The following is a 16,349-nucleotide window of genomic DNA, read 5'->3' on the forward strand; positions in this document are numbered from 1 at the left end:
GGTAGGAGCCGGGGCAAAACCTGGCACCTGAAGCGGGGGTGGAGTTGAAATATGGCCCCCCCCCCGGGGCCGGTGGGCGCCCCGGGGGGCCTTTTGGTTTTGTGTCACGGGGGCGGCGGCCGCGGGGGGCGGCGCGGGTGGGGGGGCGCACATCCCCAGGATTTTAGGTTTTCTAAGGAGGCGTGCCTTTGGCAGGCTACAACCCGCTGAGTTATTTCTCATTCGGTAAAAAGAAGGATAGTTCGGAGGCTGCTGAGAGCCGCCAGCAGCTTGAGCGTAGCTCCGCACGTTCTTCTGCACACGCAGATAGCTTATCCATCACCGCGAAGGATTCTGCTCAGTCTTCGGTAGATACTGACGCTGAGCAGGAGCCTCTGCTGAAGGTGGTTAAGGGCTCCCCCACTGAGGAGGAGATTGCCGCCCTCACTGCTGTGGTTTCGATGATGCGGGCGAATGCCGCGCAGAAGGAGCAGAACTCGCTGGTGGGTGCTGCTTCGCGCATCCTGAACCGCGGTCAGCGTCTGGGTGCTTCGTTGCGTCCCGGTCCCGGTTCGTGGAGGCGCGCTCGCCCCATGTAGCGTGGGCTGATAGCTCTGCTTCTTATATTCCCGTCACGCCGGTTGGTGTGGCGGGAATATATTGTTTTGCCTCAAATTCAAGATTTATATTGCGCTATTGAACATCTAATGCGCTGATTCTTGCGGTTTTGTCATATTAGAAACGATAAAGCGATGATGATGCGTCCTGATGCTACGATGTATATATCGTCACATAAGTATTAATAATTGGCAGGGACTATGGCAAAGATGCTGAATAAAAACCATAGGCCCCCGCCGGATGTCTATATCGCGCTTCTGTTGCCAACGCTACGGCGCTTGTCGAAGACTGTGCCTCGCACCGCCGCCTATGTTAGTGAGCAGTTGCGGCAGCAGACTAAGGCGTTGGGGTCAAAGAAGAACCTACCGGCTCTTGAATCCACTGATTTTGCGGTGGCTGTGCGAACCACCTTGAAAATCTTGGTGGCATTTCGTTATGCCCGGCTGATGCCTCGTATGACCCCATGGGAGAAGAGGAAGTACCTGCTCACTCCCCTGGGTGCCGAGCTGACCTGCACCCCGCATCTACACGGTTCGGTGCCGCCGCGTGTGGTGAACCAGGTGCAGGCGTTGTGTGCGCAGAGTTTGACGGCGAAGAGCATGAAGAAGCTGAAGAAGCAGGCGAACGCACTACTGGAGAATGCGCAGGAGGAGCATCATCTCATTTTTGGCGCTCCTGACACTGGTGCTCTTAATGCTCTGCCGCCTTTCTCAGACGCTGATCATGCTCAGTCGAACCCCGCTGCTTATGATGCAACCGATGCTGGCTACCCTATACCCGCCCTGAATTCCGCTGGGCCTGCGAATTCTTGGCCTGCTGGTCAGTCTCCGCTGGATATTATTTTGCGTGCCAGCGATTCGCCGGTGATTCACGCTCAGGCCGAGTTTGCGGAGCATTTTACGCAGGATTTGATTCAGCATATTCACGCGGTGACTCCGGAATATTTTGAGCAGATTGTTGCCGATATTTTTACGGCTCTCGGTTTTAGTACCGAGGTAACCGGCGGTGCTGACGATAAGGGTGTTGACGTTATTGCCCGCTATTCTGATGGCCTGGATTTCGCGCCGATCTATATTCAGGTGAAGCATTATTGCGGAACCATGAAGGTCACCCCCAATGAGGTTCAGAAGCTTGCCGGTGCGGTACTTTTACACGGCGGTTTGCAGGGTGTTTTGGTGACCTGCGGTGCTTTTGCGCATCCGGTGCCTGAGTATTTGCAGGGCTTGCCGGGCGCACGCAATATTGCTCTGGTTGATCAGCACCACTTGGTGGAGCTGATGATTCGCCATCGTGTGGGTGTGCTTGATGGTGAGGGCGAGTGCGGTTATCACATTGATGAGGAGTATTTTGCTCGCGGCTTCGGGTAACCGGGGAGGCTTGGGGTAAGTATTTCCCTCTGGTTGTCTCCGTTCTTCGCGCATTTCCTACGTCATTTCACTTAATGTATTTTCACTTTTCCTTGAGGATATTTTTCATGTATCGGCTGGTTTTAGAAATCTAGGTTATTTCTTGAACCAGCCGATACAATGAGAGGGTAATGCGTTATATACGCTCGCATTATTTCACGAAGTGTATATACCCATGACGGTATAAGCACTTCACCATAATTTATAGCGTTCTTTCTGAAGTGTTCGTCATAGAAGACGGTACGTGAGCGGAACGGGCTGAGAAATCTGCCTTCCCGTTTCTCTTCACGTACTTCTCTTCACGAGGGGTTGCCAAAGTGGGTTACCAAAGTGTCGACCCAAAAATAAAGATGGTGTCGCCCAGTATTGTGTGAATATTTTCCCGCTTGAATGACTGCACTTTATGAAGAATGTCCGCACGATAATAACACCAGATAAGGAGCCCGGCGTGGCTTTTGTGAATAAAACAATGCTCCATATCGACCATTCCGAATTGCACTCTCTGCAGCAGGAAACCTCATGGGAGGCCCTACCCGAGGAAGCACGCGCTCTCAGCGTTGCGGCGGCTTTCTCCCTGCTCCGCCATTTTGAGCGCGCTCAGGACCGTGGCGAGAAGGTTTTCTTCCCCGACATGTACACCCCCGTAGGTGTGGATCTGGGTTTCAACATGACTCAGCGTTTCATTGCGGTCGGTGACAATGTTCTCTTCCGTGAGGCACTCAATAAGCTGATTGCGGCGCTGGTCAACGCTGACTATCTTGAGGTGTCCCTCAGCCAGCTACATCCGGGCAACCTGCGCTACACCCTCAGCGAGGCTGGCCGTGAACTTTTGGGCACCCCGAAGGAACAGCAGGGGCAGGCTCTTCTGCCGGTTCTGCCCCTCCTCAGTGGCGTGTACCTCTACTACCTGAAGCATTTCTACCCGGCTCTGCTCTCGCACATTACGGTGCGTGAGCTTCTGCCCATCGTCCTGAGTGTTACCCCGGCCTACCCCGCGGCGGCTCCCGTAAAGATTCGTGAGCTGGTGCTGCGCGAGTGCGGTTTTGTGCAGGGCTGGTACGGCCTGTCGTACCTGGAGCAGCGCATTGTTGAGCCGGTGATTGCTCAGGCGCTGAGCCTGCTGACTCGTGAGGGCTACCTGCGCACCAAGACAATCCACGAGCACACGGATTCTCCGCTGACTCTGTACTCGCTGTCGCTTTCGGCGAAGGAACTGGTGGCACGCCACGAGGAAACCGGTGTGCCAGCGAGCGAGCTAAGCTCCGTGCTGGCCCTGGTGAAGGATGAGGGCGCCTCCATTACGGCTGAGGATCTTGCCGCAACTGATGCTCTACTGACTCATATGGGCATTCTTCTGCTCGGCACCCTCAACGACCACGGCGCCGATGTGGAGCTGAGCCTTCCGAGCCTGGAGCAGGTCTTTGACCGCAACGAGCGTATTCAGCATGCGTCCTCGAACCCCTATTTTGTGCAGATTGACGCGCAGGATTACCTCTACGATGTGCTGATTGCCCACCACTACCTCTCCGAGCGTGAGACCGTCTACTCGTTGGGTTCTGCTTTCGCGCCGGCTCTGGCACAGATGGTTGAGCCGAGTGTTCAGAAGCTGGTGGCTTCGGCTCTGCTGGATCCTGCGGCGGTGGATGCTCTGCCGTACCCGCATCAGCTGCTGCATCCAATTCTGAAGATTGTTGAGGAGAACCCGCGTATCTCCTACTACGACATTTACGATGAGTTGAAGCTCGCCTTGGATATCCCGTACCTGCAGGGTGAGGTCGCTCCGCACCGTTATAAGCTGACCCCGCGTCTGCGTAACCGCTATTCGGTGGCGATGCACGTGCTCAAGGGCAAACGCTACCTGAACGCTCTGCGTGAGGGTACGGGTCGTACCTCCCGCAAGAACCCGGAGCGTTACGAGCTGAGCGAGGCGGGTAAGGAGCTGCTCAAGCGTTTCCCGGAGGGTGCTCCGGAGGCGGTGACCGCCCGCATGGCGCCGCTGCCGCCGCAGTCGCTCAAGCACAAGCTGCCTCAGGATATTGTGGCTGAGTTGCAGGCTCGTGAGGAGGCTCTTCAGGCTGCTAAGGAGGCGCGCGCGGCGGAGCGTCAGGCTCGCCTGGCGGCTCGTGAGGGTGCTTCGCGTGAGCCGTTGGCTCCGGTACCGGGTACTTCTCCGGCGTTGTTGGCGCGTCCGGCTGGTTCACCGGTGGCAACTATTGCCCAGCCGGCTACTACCCAGGCACCCGCTGAGGGTCTGGCGGCGGTCGCTGAGGCTACCGCCAAGTCTGCTGTACCCGTTCCTGCTGTTTCTGTGCCCACTTCTACTGTTTCTGCGCCCGTTGCAGCTCCCGTTCAGCCGGTTGTTTCCGCTCCCGTTGTTTCGGCCGCTGAGCCTTCGACCGCGCTGCAGGTGGCTGCCACTCAGGTGCGTGAGGCCCTGAAGCGTTACCGTCAGGTCTTCCGCCGCGAGGCGCTGGCTCCGGCGCTGGCTCAGGTATCTGAGGCGCGTTTCCGTAGCATTGGTTTCGATCTGTTCCTGATGCGCGGCTACACGGTAGAGGCTCTGGAGGCTCAGGGCGTGGACGGCGTGGCAACCCCCGCCACCGGCGAAAAAGAACGCGCATTCTACGTGCGTACTCTGCGCCCGGTAGCTGGCGGTGTTCTGTCCGCAAGCGTTCAGCCGCAGGATATTACCGCGTTCTTCCTTGCGATTCACGCCCGCGGCGGTCAGCTCGGCACCTTCATCACGAACGCACCGTTCAGCGATGAGGCGTACGACGAGTTCATCCGCTGCTCGACCAAGTACCCGAACATTCTGGTGGATTTGGTCTCCGGCGATGAGCTACAGGACCGCCTCATTGCCCACCGCCTCGGTGTGGTCGAGGACACGAACGGCCTGTTGGAACTCAACGGCGAATACTTCGCCAGCTAGCAGCTTGTAGCCATCTTGAAGGCGCCCCGGTCTTCCCTCTCCTACCCGTTCAGGAAGGAAAGCCGGGGCGTTTTCACGCCTGAGCCCCGGTGAGTTGTCCACACGTGAGCTGTTTTCCTCACGTTCGGTGCTACTCAAACCGTAATGTTGCCGGTTTAAGCGACCCATATCACCGAAAATCGTGGTTGAAGGCACACCCCTGGGTTAGGATATGAACATGAGCACTTACCAGGAACTTCCCAGCATCTACCGATTGAAGCGCTCGCTGACCGACGTCGATCAGATTGCTAACGAATATTTTGAAAAGGTTCTCGACCTGAACCCCGTCCATGCGACCGAGCTTGGTCGCAAAGGCGTAGAGACTCTGTACCCCGACTACTCGCCCGCCGGCGAGAAGGCTTTTACCCGCCTTGCGAAGAAGACTTTGAAGAAGGTCAATAACGTCCTGCCTATTGATGACGTTGACCTGGTCACTCTGGATGCTCTGCAGGAGCGCCTGAGCCTGTACCGCAAGCAGCACAAGGCTGGCTTTGGTGGCTGGCAGATGAACAATATTGCCTCCGTCCCGCAGGAAGTGCGTTCGGTCTTCGACCTGATGAAACGCAACACCCAGCAGGACTGGGAGCACATTATCGGTCGTATGCACCGCGTGACCGAGGCGCTGGAGGGCTACATCCAGACTCTTGAGGCGGCTCGTGAAGAGGGAAAGGTCGCCCCGCGCCGCCAGGTGGATATTGTCATAGAGCAGACCGCCGCATACTACGCTCCCGGTGGTTTCTTTGACGAGCTTGCCACTGAGGTCGCCGAGGCTGTCCCCTCGCTGAAGGATGAGGCTACCGCAGGTGCCCAGGCTGCGAAGGAAGGCTACCGCCGCCTCAACAGCTACCTGGTGGAGAAGCTGCAACCGGTCGCTCCCTCCCGCGACGCTGTGGGCCGTAAGGCGTACAGCCTGCACTCCCGTTCGTTCCTGGGTACCACCATTGACCTGGACGAAACCTACGCCTGGGGCGTGAAGGAGCTGGAGAGCATTATCGCTCGTCAGCGTGAGGTTGCCGAGGAGATTGAGCCGGGCGCAAGCGTTGAGCGTGCGAAGCAGTTGCTCGATGAAGATCCGGCACGTCAGCTGCACGGCACCGATGAGCTGAAGACTTGGATGCAGAAGCTCGCTGACGCCGCGGTGGAGAACCTGGCGGGTAGCCACTTTGAAATTGGCGGCCCCATGCGCCGCATTGAATGCTGCATTGCACCCACGAACGAGGGCGGTATTTACTACACCGGCCCCTCCCCCGATTTCTCGCGTCCGGGCCGCATGTGGTGGTCGGTTCCCGAAGGTGAGGACACGTTCACTACCTGGCGTGAAACCTCCACCGTGTACCACGAGGGCGTTCCGGGTCATCACCTGCAGATTGCTATTGCTACGGCCCTGCAGGGCACCATGAACTCCTGGCGCACGAACATGCTGTGGGTTTCCGGTCACGGTGAGGGCTGGGCGCTGTACGCCGAGCGCCTCATGGAGGAACTGGGCTACCTGAAGGATCCGGGTGACCGCATGGGCATGCTGAACGCTCAGCGTATGCGCGCCGCCCGCGTGGTCTTCGATATTGGTGTTCACTGCGAGATGCAGATTCCCGCGGAGTGGGCTGAGCAGCTGGACGTTGAGCCGGGCACCATCTGGACTTCTGATCTGGGTTACGAGTTCTTGAAGCTGAACCTGGACGAGTCCGAGGGTCACCTGCGTTTCGAGTTCCTGCGTTACCTGGGTTGGCCGGGTCAGGCGCCGAGCTACAAGATTGGCGAGCGCCTCTGGCTGGAGCTGCGCGACCAGGCTCTGCGCCGCGGCGATGACATGCGGGCGTTCCATACGCGTGCGCTTCTGCTCGGTTCGGTGGGTCTGGATACTCTGCGCCGCGCCCTGACCGATGAGATGATGCTTCCTCTGGATACTGAGGATGACGACGATGAGGACGATGACGAGTAGCCTCTAGTCTGCTCGCTCCTCGTTGAGTGAATCTCTGGAGCCTCTGAACTAGAGTCTTGAGAATAGGAACTCTATAGACGAAGCCCCCGCTTCAGCTTTGACTGAGGCGGGGGCTTCGCTGTGTTTTCGTGTCGTCTGAAGGCTATGTCTTCTGGAATCTATGCCTTCTGGGGACTATATCTTCTGGGGGCTATCCGAAGTTTGCGGCGCCGGGGTGGGTCGTGCCGAATCCCAGGCCGGTGGAATCGTTCAAGTCCACCAGGTGCGGGGCAAAGCGGCACCAGTAGTCGGTGAGCGCGCCGTTCGATTCGCGGATGCCCAAGCCTACGGTGCGTCCGTCGACCACCCACACGCCGAGGATGGGGTGGCTGACCGGATTGATAATGCCTTCGTAGCGCGGTGCCGGAATGTACTCCTGGTAGATGAATTCGCTTTCGGGAGCGTTGGCGAAGAAGTCGTCGTCTTCGGGCTTAATGAAGACGTCGTAGTCGGGGGCGTAGATTTCTACGCCGTCGCCTTCACGTCCGAAGAGGGGCTTGCGAACCCAGTTGCGCATGCCGCCGCGGTGGCCCGCGTAGGTGGGTACAAGGTTCGGGTGGCCGGGGTATTTATCCCAGAGCGCGGCGAGCAGCAGCTTATTGGAGAGGAACATCTTCCACGCAGGCTCGATCCAGCGGTCCATGGCACCGTGGTAGGCGAAGAGGAGCTTGTCGTAGCCTGCTTCGCTGTCGGTGACCAGGTCCTCCCAGGGGTAGAGCTTGAAGAGGTTGGTGATGGCGCGTCCGTAGGCGTCTTCCCAGCTCTTGGTGTCGTTGTTGAAGATGACTTCGTCGATGGGAATCATATGGGTTTTGATGCCCGCCTGCTGTGCCGAGTAGGCGATGAGCCAGAGGTTGTTGTAGTCCTCGTTGTTCTCGTCAATCTCGGGGGACACGTGCGCCAGGTGCAGTACGGGCTGCACACCCGCGGTGATTTCGGGGGTGAAGATGTGGCGCCATCGGTTGGTGAAGGCTTCGCCGATTTCACCCCAGTGGGCATAGCCGCGGGTGTCGAGGCGCTGGTCTTTCGCCCAGGTTTTCTGGCTGACTGCCGCTTCCACGATGCCGGTGGGGGTGTCGGCGTTGTATTCGAGCAGTTTCATGGGGTCGCCAGGCACACCGGAGTAGCTAAAGTCGAAGCGTCCGTAGAAGTCGGCGTCGCGTCGGTTCCAGGATTCTACGGCGAGGTTGAACGCTGCCTGGGGCAGGCCGAGGGTGCCGACCGCTCCAGAGGCAATGTACTCGACGGTTTCCAGGCACATGCGGTGCATTTCTTCCGCCTGGGCGCGCACAGAGTCCATTTCTTGCGGGCTGAAAATGTAGGCGGCGTATTCGTTCCAATAGTGGTCGGTGTCGTGGGGGCCGTCCACGCTGTAGGTGAGGCCTTCCTCAATGATGACGTTCTCCCAGTCGGGTCGGCCGACGGGAAATTCTTCGCGGTGCATGAGGGGCTAGGCTCCTTCGAAGTAGTGAACGGAAATAGTGAGCGGTGTTGTTACGTCACCGCAAGTGTGGCTGTTCAAGTGAGGAAAATGCGGGCGGGACCGCTCAGTCCCTGCCCGCATTCAATGTGATGGCTTATGGCTTAGCCGCCGGAGCGGCCGCCACCGGACTTCGAGCCGCCACCGAAACCGCCCTTGCTGCCGGATTTCGAGGAAGAGCCAGACTTGGACGAGGAGCCAGACTTGGAGGTGTTCGACTTGCTGTAGGAGCCGGTGCTGCCGCTATTGCTGGTACCCTGCTTACCGCTGGAGACCGAGCCGGTGGTCTTATTACGCACCAAGGAGGTCTTACCGGAGTTGTTGGTACTGGTCACCTTGCCGGAGGAAACGGTGGAGGATTTCTTCGCGGTGCGGTAGGAATCTTCGAAGCTGCCGCCCTTGGAGGACACGCCGCTGTAGACGGTGCCGTTGCTGGGGCGGGTGGGGCTACCTCCGGAAAGCTTGGACCCTACAGGAGGAATGTAGTGGGATCCGGAAGAATTAGCGGCACTTTGGCGGCCCAGGTAGTACCAGAGGAACGCATTCGAATTATTGGTGGTGGTTGAACCGGAAGACCCAGAAGAACCCGAGGAGCTGGAGGAGCTAGAGGAACCCGACGAGCTAGAGGAACCCGACGAGCTCGACGAGCCCGAGGAATCGCTACTGGATGAGTCGGTCGGCTCCTGAACGCCTGCCTTCTCACATTCGCTATCTTCCACGCGCAGGCCGGTCTTCGCGTCCTGGCAGACGCGGGCGTACTCTTCACCCTGCGACAGGAACGCGTTCTCTTCCTGGTGCATGGAGTTGTAGGCGAAGATGCCACCGCCAACCAGCAGCACGCCGGCGCCAGCTACGGCAATCATCTTGGCGATGCCGGGGCGGGTCGCACCCAAGTTCAGGGTCTGCTGGGCTGAGGTCTGTGCGGCTCGGGTAACGAAATCTGCAACCGCTTCCATGCGCTTGCGGGGCTTCTTCGGGCCGTTAGGGGTGGTGGTTCCGCCGGGGTATTGGGGAGCAGAACTCATGCATCTCTCCTTGAAAGGTGGTGCGTGGCGTAACGCTCAACACGTACATGAAGCTGAGTGGGTACAGCATCATCCGGCGACTTTCACCGGACTATCGGTGTGTTTCCAGCATATCAACCCCTAGCTTTCGGATTATCCCACTGACGGCAAAATCTCAGCAAGCTTCCCCGCATGTTGCGCAGTTGTTTCCTTTCTATTTGCTTTTGCGGCGATTCCTCATTAACTATCAGCCGATTTAACCGCCTAGGGGGGGGTAGCTGGCGGCACCGGCGGCGGCACCGACGGCGGCGTTGCTGGTTGGGCAGCTGGGTTGGGCTGTGTTGCTAGTTGGGCAGCTGGATGTACAGCCGAAAGGTGCCACCGGAAGGTCACGGTTCGTCACACATCCTCTACATTGCACCGGATTGAAACACTTCTTCACACAAACTCGCGCCGGAGCGCGTAAAAGTTTTAGAGTATGCCACATGTCTACACCGCATGCATCATCTCGTTCACGTCTGCCCAAGTGGGCTACTTCTTTCGGCAACCAAATCATTGCCTCCCTCATTCTGGGTATTGTTCTCGGCGCGCTCGCCCTCGCACTGGGTGGGGACGCGAAGAGCAACCCCAACTGGCTCATGGTGACCTTAGATACCATCGGCTCCTCCTACGTCACTCTGCTGAAGGCGGCCGTTGTTCCGCTGATTTTCACCGCCGTGGTCGCCTCCATCTCTAACCTGTCGCAGGTGACGAACGCGGCACGCCTGGCGGTTAACACGCTCATCTGGTTTGCGATTACCGCGTTCTTCGCGGTGCTCATTGGTATTGCGATAGGCATGATCGTTCAGCCGGGCGTGGGTGCGCAGGTGCAGGGCAAGGCATACACCGGATCGACCGGTTCGTGGACCGCATTCCTGACCGGTCTGATCCCGGTGAACTTCCTGGGCCTGGGTGTCAGCGCTAAGTCCGGTGATTCCGGCATCACCGCCTCGGCGTCCTTTAATGTACTGCAGATTCTGGTCATTTCCGGTGCGGTCGGCATTGCCGCACTGAAGGTCGGCGAGGCTGCCAAGCCGTTCATTGACGTGGTCAAGAGCGCCCTGGCGATTATTCAGAAGATTCTGTGGTGGATTATTCGCCTGGCACCGCTGGGTACCGTGGGCCTGATTGCTAAGGCTGTGTTCGCGTACGGTTGGGCGTCGATGGGTTCGCTGGTCGCGTTCGTTATCGCACTCTACATTGGCCTGCTACTGGTCTTCCTCGTGGTCTACCCGATTATTGTTCGCGCGAACGGCCTGTCGGTCCGCCAGTACTTCTCGGGCGTGTGGCCGGCGCTCCAGCTGGGCTTCGTGTCCCGCTCTTCGATGGGTTCGATGCCGATGACCCAGACCGTTGCCGAACGCAACCTGGGTGTTCCCCGCGCCTACGCATCCTTCGCGGTTCCGCTGGGTGCGACCACCAAGATGGACGGCTGCGCTTCGGTTTACCCGGCTCTTGCCGCGATTTTCGTGGCTCAGTTCTACGGTATCCAGCTGGACTTCACCCAGTATCTGCTGATTGTGATGGTGTCCGTGCTCGGTTCGGCTGCGACTGCCGGCACGACCGGCGCTATCGTGATGCTGACTCTGACCCTGTCCACTCTGGGTCTTCCCCTGGACGGCGTGGGTCTACTCCTGGCGATTGACCCGATTGTTGACATGGGTCGTACCGCTCTGAACGTTGCCGGTCAGGCTCTGGTTCCCGCGATTGTGGCTCGCCGCGAGGGGATCTTGGATGAGGAGCTCTACAACGCTCCCCGTTCTGAGGGCGGCTTCGTGGCTCAGAAATTCTACGATGAGCGCATCGTCGGCGAGGCGCAGCGACTTCACAAGGTGGAGAACGCGGCACACCGCTAATTAGACGAAGGCTCACGCACACGGCGCTAGGCAGTACCGCTTAGCGCCGTGTAGCTTCTCCGCCACCCATGCCCCCCCCCAGCATGGGCTAAATACATTTGTCAAACGTCATAAAAATGTCACTATTGATTCTTTTTTCTTTAAGGTTTGAGAAGAGTTATGATTTTGAACGGCGTGTTCCGTCTCCTACGTGGTTGAGGGGGATGGTACACGCTCTTTTTATGCCCGCCGGTTTTATACCCTCCACGCTCGGCGCTCCAGTCCTCCCGCAGATCACGCCCCCAGATTGCGCCAAGGACCTGTATTCAACACTGACGCACCGGCAGAGGGTTCCACCCAGTGACCCTCAATCTGCACCCCAGAGTAAAACCCGAAAGTAAAACTCGCTGGCAACGCTTAAAATAGAACCCATGACTACCAGTGCTTCATCGACCCGACTGATTCTTGCCTCCGCATCCCCGGCGCGCCGCAAGCTCCTAGAAGACTCCCGCATCGCGTTCATGGTGCGCGTCTCCTCCGTAGATGAGGACGCCGCACTCGCTACCGCCAACGATCAGGCGCGAGCGCAGGGACGGGCGGGGCTCACCCCGGCTGAAACCGCTTCCCTGCTGGCACAGCTGAAGGCACAGGCAGTTGCCGCCGAACTCGCCGCCGAGGGTGTGCGCGACGCGCTGATTCTGGGCTGCGATTCGGTCTTCGAGTTTGAGGGTGTTGCCTACGGCAAGCCTCACACCGCTCAGGCGGCACGCGAGCGCATCAGCGCAATGAGCGGCAACTACGGTGTGCTGCATACCGGTCACGCGCTCGTGGATCTGCGCGGTCTTGAGCCAGGTGCCGAGCTGCCCGCTGCTTCTGAGCTGCCCACCGTTTCTGAGTTGCGCAGCGCCACCGTCCACTTTGATACGCTCAGCCCCGAAGAAATCGAGGCGTACATTGCTACCGGTGAGCCGCTCTGGGTAGCCGGTTCCTTCACCCTGGACGGTTACGGTTCGGCGTTTATTCGCGGTATTGAGGGTGAGTTCCACACGGTGGTGGGCCTGTCCATCCACGCGCTACGCGATATGCTGCGCCGCCGCGAGGTCGCGGTGACCGAGTTGTGGCTGTCGCCCCAAGATGAAGATTAGATCCAGCGCAATCGTATAAATCTGTCTCAAAGCGCACCCTGAAATACACATTATTGAACACCAATCGATAAGATAGAACAGTATGATGCGCGTTATATTCGCCAATCCTGCCGAAGTATCCTTGGAGCAGGAGATTAAAGGAGAGCTTTAAGTGACTCAGCACCAGGCAGAAGCCGCCAAGAAATTTACTGCAGTCCCCGGCCGTCACACCGGCCCGGTCAGCAAGATTCTGATCGCTAACCGCGGCGAAATTGCTGTCCGCGTGATTCGTGCAGCCCGCGATGAGGGTCTGCAGACCGTCGCCGTCTACGCTGACCCCGACCGCGACTCCCAGCATGTGAAGCTTGCCGATGAAGCCTACGCTCTCGGGGGCGCCACCGCGGCACAGTCCTACCTGGTCATGGACAAGCTCATTGAAATCGCTCGCCGCTCCGGCGCTGACGCTGTACACCCCGGCTACGGTTTCCTTTCTGAGAACGCGCAGTTCGCGCAGAAGTGCATTGACGCTGGCCTGACCTGGATTGGTCCCTCCCCCGAGTCCATTACCCAGCTGGGCGATAAGGTGGCGGCACGCCACATCGCGCAGAAGGTGGGCGCTCCCCTGGTGCCCGGCACCAAGGACCCGGTCAAGTCCGCCGATGAGGTTGTCGCTTTCGCGGATGAGCACGGTCTGCCCATCGCGGTGAAGGCCGCATTTGGTGGTGGTGGCCGCGGCATTAAGGTGGCACGCGACCGCGAGAGCATTGTTGAGATGTACGAGTCCGCTGTTCGCGAGGCTACCGCAGCGTTCGGTCGTGGTGAGTGCTTCATCGAGCGTTTCTTGGATTCTCCCCGCCACGTTGAGACCCAGTGCTTGGCGGATGCGCACGGCAACGTCGTGGTGGTTTCCACCCGTGACTGCTCCCTGCAACGCCGTAACCAGAAACTCGTTGAGGAGGCGCCCGCACCCTACCTGAGCGATGAGCAGAACGAGCGCCTGTACGAGGCGTCCCGCGCGATCCTGCGTGAGGCTGGCTACCAGGGTGCTGGCACCTGTGAGTTCCTGGTCGGTACCGACGGTACTATCTCCTTCCTTGAGGTCAACACTCGACTGCAGGTGGAGCACCCGGTCTCCGAGGAGATTTCCGGTCTGGACCTGGTTCGTGAGCAGTTCCGTATTGCCCGCGGCGAGAAGATTGAGGAGAAGGACCCGGTTCTGCGCGGTCACTCCTTCGAGTTCCGTATTAACGGTGAGGATGCGGGCCGTTCCTTCATGCCCGCCCCCGGCACGATCGAGAAGATGTCCGTGCCCACAGGCCCCGGTGTTCGCTGGGATTCTGGCTTCGTGGCTGGCGACGTTATCGGCGGTAACTTCGACTCCATGCTGGCTAAGCTCATTGTTACTGGCGCGGATCGTGAGCAGGCTCTGCAGCGTGCCCGCCGTGCCCTGGCTGAGCTGACCATTGAGGGTATGCCCACCGTCATTCCGTTCCACCGCGTCGTGCTGGATGATCCCGCTTTCGCGCCGGCTGAAGGCGGCGAGTTCAAGGTGCACACCCGCTGGATTGAGACCGAGTTTAACAACACCATCCCCATGTACTCCGGCGCGCCCGGTAGCGTGGATTCGGATGAGGACGAGCGCACCACCGTGGTCGTTGAGGTTAACGGCAAGCGTATGGAGGTGTCCCTGCCTAATCTGAGCGGTGGCGCGAAGCCTGCCGCTAAGCCCGCCGCCAAGACCCGCAAGTCCCGTTCGGCACGTAGCGCGGCGAAGGGTGGCGGCGACGAGCTGACCAGCCCCATGCAGGGCACCATCGTGAAGGTGGTGGCTTCTGACGGCGACACCGTCGCTGAGGGCGACCTGATTCTGGTGCTGGAGGCGATGAAGATGGAGCAGCCCATTACCGCCCACAAGGCGGGTAAGGTTTCGGGCCTGTCAGCTAAGGCCGGTGATACCGTCACTTCCGGTGCGGTGCTGGCGACCATCAAATAACGCTTCGCCTCGATACTGAGGTCTCACGACTGTGAGCGCTATAGACTATACGAATCCCCCGGAAGGGTATGAGGTGATGTCTCGTATCTTTCCGGGGGATTTTCTATGTCCGCTCTTGTCTGCTTCTGTGGGGTTTGCGTGACCCCCTATTGAGATTACGTCCAGATAGTGGCTGTATTTGTTGGGTCTTTTCTGAACAGAGTTATAATGTTGCATTTTAGAGGAGCCTTTCAGATTCCTACGCCCGCCGCACCCACCCGGTGCGGTCACGGCACCCGATACGCGCCTACGGCACACCCGCCTCACGCGCTGACCGGGAACGGACGCCCCGGCTCCACCTGTACACACAGTTCACCATTTCGGGAGTTTTCCTTATGAGCACCTCTGCACCCGACACGAAAGCGTCTGCTGCATCGGTGAAGAATACGACTCCTCGCAGTCGAGTTATTCTCGCCTCGCTCGTTGGTACCACCATCGAGTTCTACGATTTCTACATTTATGCCACCGCAGCAGTGGCTGTGTTCCCCGTGCTGTTCTTCCCCGCGAAGGACGCAACCACCGAGCTTCTGGCTTCCTTCGCGACCTTCGGCGTCGCCTTCATTGCCCGTCCCCTCGGTTCCATCATCTTCGGTCACTTCGGTGACAAGATTGGTCGTAAAGCAACCCTCGTTGGTGCGCTACTGACCATGGGTCTGGCGACCTTCATCATCGGCCTGCTGCCCACCTACCACCAGATTGGTCTGTGGGCACCGACCATGCTGACCATTATGCGTTTCTGCCAGGGCCTGGGCCTGGGCGGCGAATGGTCCGGCGCGGCACTGCTTGCCAGCGAATACGCTGAGGAAGGTAAGCGTGCACGCGCCGCCATGTGGCCTCAGCTCGGTGCGCCCATCGGCTTCGTCTTCGCCAACGGCTTCATGCTTCTGCTGACCAGCTGGATTTCTTTCAACTCCGCAACCGACGGCAAGAACCTTGCTCACCCCTTCCTCATCTGGGGTTGGCGTATTCCGTTCCTGCTGTCCATTGTGATGGTCGCCGTTGGCCTGTACGTTCGTTTCAAGCTGGAGGAGACCCCCGTCTTCGCCAAGGCTGCCGCTAACAACGAGAAGGTTAAGACCCCGCTTGTTGAGGCGTTCAAGGTCGCCTGGTGGCCCATGATTCAGGGCACCTTCATCATGGTGGCGTGCTACGTGCTGTTCTATCTGATGACCGCATGGGTTCTCTCCTACGGTATCGGCAAGGCCGATAAGGGCGGTCTGGCTATCCCCTACCGCGAGTTCCTGATTATTCAGCTGATTTCCATTACTGGCTTCGCGATCTTCATCCCGATTTCGGGTTGGCTGGCTGATAAGTACGGCCGCCGCACCCAGCAGCTGTGGACCACCGTCGCGATGGCGGTCTTCGGCCTGTCCTTCGGGCTGTTCATCTCCCCCTCCGTTGTTGGTACCGGCGCGAACGCAAACGCCGCAGTGGTTACCCTCTTCATCTTTATCGGTATGTGCCTGATGGGTCTGTCCTTCGGTTCCATGTCCGCATACCTGCCGGAGCTGTACCCCACCAACGTGCGTTACACCGCCAGCGGTATCGCCTACAACGTGGCGTCCATCCTCGGTGCGGCGCTGACCCCGTTTGTGGCTGTTTGGCTGAACACCTCCTACGGTGTGGGTGCCGTGGGCGGCTACCTGGCGTTCGCCTCGATCCTGAGCGTTGTCTTCATCCTGCTCACTCACGAGACCCGTGACGTGGACATGAACGCTGTCAGTACCACGAAGTAAAGCTTCGAGTAGCTAACGCGTCTCTACGGCAAAGCGGTGGGGGGCCCCCGGAATTTTTTTTATTAAGGGGGCCCCCCCCCCGTTTCGGGGTTTGGGGGGTAGTACGCGCGCCGGGGGCCCCCCGCGCCCGCCCCAACAGCGTGGGGGGGA

General features: G+C 59.1%; 10 protein-coding genes. 8 read left to right on the forward strand and 2 right to left on the reverse strand.

The genetic code is table 11. The features are described 5' to 3' along the window. Positions 1-182 precede the first annotated feature (182 nt). From NML54_RS07440 to NML54_RS07455, 4 genes are all read left to right on the forward strand, one after another. A complete protein-coding gene (locus NML54_RS07440; RefSeq protein WP_254757121.1) occupies positions 183-578 on the forward strand; it encodes an acyl-CoA carboxylase subunit epsilon in 396 nt (131 codons plus the stop codon). Between the two features lie 297 nt (positions 579-875). Next, entirely contained in the window at positions 876-1,964 is a 1,089-nt protein-coding gene (locus tag NML54_RS07445; protein WP_254757123.1) for a restriction endonuclease, read from the forward strand. Positions 1,965-2,451: 487 nt separating this feature from the next. Beyond that, positions 2,452-4,932, forward strand: a complete 2,481-nt coding sequence (locus tag NML54_RS07450) for a restriction endonuclease (protein WP_254757125.1) — start codon at positions 2,452-2,454, stop codon at positions 4,930-4,932. Positions 4,933-5,149: 217 nt separating this feature from the next. Continuing rightward, the gene (locus tag NML54_RS07455) at positions 5,150-6,910 is read left to right on the forward strand and encodes a DUF885 domain-containing protein (RefSeq protein WP_254757127.1); all 1,761 of its coding nucleotides are present in this window, start codon (positions 5,150-5,152) and stop codon (positions 6,908-6,910) included. 190 nt (positions 6,911-7,100) lie between these two features. Here NML54_RS07455 and NML54_RS07460 read toward each other — a convergent pair whose 3' ends face one another. Together NML54_RS07460 and NML54_RS07465 are read right to left on the reverse strand one after the other, a co-directional pair. Then, complete coding sequence (locus NML54_RS07460) at positions 7,101-8,393, reverse strand: glutathionylspermidine synthase family protein (RefSeq protein WP_254757129.1); 1,293 nt, start codon at positions 8,391-8,393, stop codon at positions 7,101-7,103. Between the two features lie 140 nt (positions 8,394-8,533). Continuing rightward, positions 8,534-9,454 carry a hypothetical protein gene (locus tag NML54_RS07465; protein WP_254757131.1) on the reverse strand — a complete coding sequence of 307 codons (921 nt, stop codon included), beginning with the start codon at positions 9,452-9,454 and terminating at the stop codon, positions 8,534-8,536. 464 nt (positions 9,455-9,918) lie between these two features. Between NML54_RS07465 and NML54_RS07470 the strand changes: the two genes are divergently transcribed. From NML54_RS07470 to NML54_RS07485, 4 genes are all read left to right on the forward strand, one after another. Further along, positions 9,919-11,328 carry a dicarboxylate/amino acid:cation symporter gene (locus NML54_RS07470; RefSeq protein WP_254757133.1) on the forward strand — a complete coding sequence of 470 codons (1,410 nt, stop codon included), beginning with the start codon at positions 9,919-9,921 and terminating at the stop codon, positions 11,326-11,328. A 410-nt stretch (positions 11,329-11,738) separates the two neighbouring features. After that, positions 11,739-12,452 carry a Maf family protein gene (locus NML54_RS07475; protein WP_254757135.1) on the forward strand — a complete coding sequence of 238 codons (714 nt, stop codon included), beginning with the start codon at positions 11,739-11,741 and terminating at the stop codon, positions 12,450-12,452. Between the two features lie 151 nt (positions 12,453-12,603). Further along, entirely contained in the window at positions 12,604-14,424 is a 1,821-nt protein-coding gene (locus NML54_RS07480; protein ID WP_254757137.1) for an acetyl/propionyl/methylcrotonyl-CoA carboxylase subunit alpha, read from the forward strand. Between the two features lie 374 nt (positions 14,425-14,798). Beyond that, positions 14,799-16,199, forward strand: a complete 1,401-nt coding sequence (locus NML54_RS07485; RefSeq protein ID WP_254757139.1) for an MFS transporter — start codon at positions 14,799-14,801, stop codon at positions 16,197-16,199. The last annotated feature ends 150 nt before the right edge of the window (positions 16,200-16,349 follow it).

The sequence above is a fragment of the Rothia gullae genome (genome assembly GCF_024294905.1).
GTDB lineage: Bacteria > Actinomycetota > Actinomycetes > Actinomycetales > Micrococcaceae > Rothia.